This is a genomic window from Mucilaginibacter sp., from assembly GCF_039935595.1.
Classification (GTDB): Bacteria; Bacteroidota; Bacteroidia; order Sphingobacteriales; family Sphingobacteriaceae; genus Mucilaginibacter.
This window is the reverse complement of record NZ_JBDTJZ010000140.1, coordinates 1-3,640: the sequence shown is the minus strand read 5'-3', so window position 1 is coordinate 3,640 and position 3,640 is coordinate 1. Positions and strand designations below refer to the sequence as shown.

The 3,640-nt window shown below is 42.3% G+C and carries 5 protein-coding genes; 2 read left to right on the top strand and 3 right to left on the bottom strand.

Translation table 11 applies throughout. From position 1 onward, the window contains the following. Positions 1-423, top strand: a 423-nt coding sequence (locus ABI367_RS09345; RefSeq protein WP_462227209.1) for a DinB family protein, incomplete at its 5' end; no start/stop codon positions are given. A gap of 5 nt (positions 424-428) precedes the next feature. Next, positions 429-851 (top strand): VOC family protein, encoded by a 423-nt coding sequence (locus tag ABI367_RS09340; RefSeq protein ID WP_462227208.1) that lies wholly within the window; start codon positions 429-431, stop codon positions 849-851. Positions 852-914: 63 nt separating this feature from the next. Here the strand turns inward: ABI367_RS09340 and ABI367_RS09335 are convergent, their stop codons facing one another. The 3 genes from ABI367_RS09335 to ABI367_RS09325 form a co-directional block, all read right to left on the bottom strand. Beyond that, positions 915-1,850 (bottom strand): alpha/beta hydrolase, encoded by a 936-nt coding sequence (locus tag ABI367_RS09335; RefSeq protein WP_462227207.1) that lies wholly within the window; start codon positions 1,848-1,850, stop codon positions 915-917. Positions 1,851-1,951: 101 nt separating this feature from the next. Continuing rightward, positions 1,952-3,142 (bottom strand): endo-1,4-beta-xylanase, encoded by a 1,191-nt coding sequence (locus ABI367_RS09330; RefSeq protein ID WP_462227206.1) that lies wholly within the window; start codon positions 3,140-3,142, stop codon positions 1,952-1,954. Positions 3,143-3,211: 69 nt separating this feature from the next. Continuing rightward, the coding region (locus ABI367_RS09325) for an endo-1,4-beta-xylanase (protein ID WP_462227205.1) at positions 3,212-3,640 on the bottom strand (429 nt) is incomplete at its 5' end.

The window sequence follows — 3,640 nt, the reverse complement described above, 5'->3', positions numbered from 1 at the left end:
GAAGGCAGTTGGACTGCGGGGCAGGTTATGGAACATATAAATATGGTGGGTATGGGATTTTGCAAACTGATAAATGGAGCAACTGAAACCACAACCAGACGGGTTGATGAGCATGTGGAACGAATAACCACCATGTTTTTAAATTTTGGCGCAAAAAACATAGCATCGCCCGATATAGTACCGGTTCTTGCTGATTATAATTTACAAGATCAATTAGCTAAATTAGAAAGTATAAAAACTTCCATAATAAATGATATTAACACCTTAGATATGAGTATGACTTGCCTTGATTTTGACATACGTACCTTTGGGCATTTAACGAGGCTGGAAGCGGTTTATTTTTTCCTGTTCCACACTAAAAAACATATTCATCAATTGCAAAATATCGTTAAAAAATTAAACAACCCAGCATATTCAATCTAAAAAAAATGGCAACAATAAACCCTTATTTAAACTTTCGCGGCAATACCGAGGAAGCTTTTAATTTTTACAGATCAGTATTCGGTGGCGAATTTGCTGTACTACAACGTTTTAAAGATGTTCCTAATTCGGGCATGCCGCCTGAAGATCAGGATAAGCTAATGCACGTATCATTACCTATAGGCGGTAACGTTTTAATGGGTACTGATGCAGTGGGTCTTCAGGGCAAGGATTATATTTGGGGCAACAATTTCCAGCTATCGGTAGCTGTTGATAGTAAGGAAGAAGCTGAAAAAATATTTAGTGGACTGTCCGCAGGTGGCGAAATCAAAATGCCATTACAGGAAACGTTTTGGGCACCTGCATTTGGCATGTTGAACGATAAATTCGGCATCCAATGGATGGTTAATTACGACGGCCCTAAAAAGTAACATCACCTAACCTTAAAAACACAACAGGCCGGATATGGCTATCCGGCCTGTTGTGTTTTTATCCTATTTAGCTTTGGATAATACGTTTGTCTTTAACCACGCTTCGGCATAAACCGGCCATGCCTCGGCTGCGGGGTTGCCGGCGCGCATGCCATAACCATGGCCGCCTTTGGGCACCAGGTGAAACTCGACAGAGACCTTTGCTTTTTGTAAAGCGGCCGCATAGGTAACCGAACTTCCGCCGCTGCCGTCATCAGCAGCCTGAAAAACAAAAGTTGGCGAAGTATTGGCATCCAGTTTAGCCAATTCGGGCGTTAATGTTTTGTTTGGCCCGTCGTTCAGGTAACCCGGGTAAATGATCATTGAAAAAGCCGCTTTGCAGGATAATTTATCTTTATCATCAACTGCGGGATAAGTAGCCACATCATACTCCGAGTTGAGTTTGGCAGCCATATCCGCCCCGGCCGAAAAGCCTATTACGCCCACTTTTTCGGGATCTATTTTATACCTGGCCGCATCACTTTTTATAACGCGCATGGCACGTTGCAAATCTTGCAAGGCGCCTAATCTTTTATTGGGTGTACGGTATTCTAACACAAAAGCTGTATAGCCCATTTTATTGAACCACTTGGCTATTTCTGACCCCTCCTTATCGGTAGCCAGAGTTTCATAACCACCGCCGGGGCATACAACCACAGAGTAACCATTATTAGCCGCTTTAGGCGCAAATACCAATATAGCCGGGTTGGTTACGTTGGTAGTACGCCTTACATTACCCGATTGGTTAGCAGCTAATACGGGCTCATGTTTAGCCTCGGTTTCTCCCGGTATTGCACCTGGCCATAAATAGGTTTTAGTTGGTTCGCTGTTGATTATTGCCGCCACTATTGATTCTGAGGGGCGTTTAGGCTTAAGATCATTCGGGTTTATAATTTTATTCTGAGCGCAGGCGGCTAATACCTGCAACAGCATTGCCGAAAGTATAAGGGGATATTTCATACTAATAATTGGTTTATAATTGGCTCGAATTTAGGGAATTACCTGCGAACAAAAAAGCCTCCCGACAATACCAGAAGGCTTTAATATTTATAACGTTAATATTAATTATTAACTACAGCCCAATATGCTTTTTTCCGCTGGTTATTAACATCAAACAATAGCGGGTATGCTTTAAGAAATACCGGCGGACTGGGTATCGGGTCACCTGCCGAACCACCGCCACGACTGTCTAACCAACTACCTCTATCTGATACATTCCAAAAAGTAACCGCTTTAATGTGTTTGCGGTATTGCCTGAAAATATCAAATACCATTTTATACTTGGCAATTTGTTTGGCTTCTACCTCTGGTGTATAACCCGGGTCAACGAGTGGCTTGCCCGGCGTAATTTCTGCGGGCTTGGTATGAACGGTAATATCCAACTCTGTAAATTGTACCTCCAAACCCAACGATATCACTTCATCCAGCGCTTTACGTATTTGTTCAGCGTTCGGCCTGTCTACTGTCCAATGTGCCTGGAAACCTACACCATCAATGGGTACATGGTCAGCTTTCAGCTTTTTTAACAATTTAAATATCTTCTCGCGTTTAACCGGGCGCTCGCTGTTAAATTCGTTATAGTATAGTTTTGCACTTGGGTCAGCTTCGTGCGCATAACGGAAAGCAGCTTCAATAAACTCAGGACTTTTAAATGTAGTCCACCAGGGGCTGCTTTCACGATACATTACGGTCGAATCCGGGCCATCATCAATGGCCTCGTTAACAACATCCCATACGTACATTTTACCTTTATAGCGGCCAACTACAGTATGTATATGATCTCTTAAACGCTGTAGCACCAATTCTTTACTTGCAGGTTTCCCATCCGGGCCAACAAACATCCAGTCAGCACCCTGCTTATGCCATAATAAGTTGTGACCGCGTATTTTAATGTGGTGTCTTTCGGCAAAGGCAACAATATCATCAGCGTTTTTCCAGTTGTACCTGTTTTCTGCGGGATGGATAATACCCACCTTCATATCGTTTTCTGCGGTTACACTGTTAAATTCTTTAATAATTAAGGCCGAGTCTGTTCTGATCGATCTGGAAGAGACGGCTACACCCATTAAAAAATCATCGTTAAAATAATCTTTTAAGCCCTTGCTTATATCAGCCTGCGGGGTTGTATTAGGTACGGATGAAACCGTTGCGGTTTGTTTAGGCGTACACTGCGAAAAAGATAATGCTGTTGCAACTGCGGCCACAATCAACATGCCTTTATTAGCACCATTATTTATAAAATAATTACTCATATTGAATTTGTATTGATAGTAAAAAGCCTCACGGATATCCGTGAGGCTTTTAGTATTGAATTATTAATATTAATTATTTACTACCGCCCAATATGCTTTTTTACGTTGTCCGTTAACATCAAACAATAACGGGTAAGCTTTTACTATTGTACGGCTGGTTGCTTGAGTTGCGGCTGCACCGCCTGCGAAACCACCTCCACGGCTATCAAGCCAGCTGCCTTTATCACTTACGTTCCAAAAAGTAACCGCTTTTATATGTTTTTTGTATTCTTTAATTACATCAAACATCCTTTTATATTGTGCAACTTGTTGGGCTTCCAGCTCAGGTGTGTAACCGGCATCCACTACGGGCGCAGGTGTTACACCCGGTGTTCTTGGCTGCTGTGTACGTACAGTTATATCCATTTCAGTAAATTGTACCTCTAAACCTAACGATATTACCTCGTTTAAGGCTGTACGTAATTGTTCGGGTGTTGGGTTGTTCAACTTCCAGTGTGC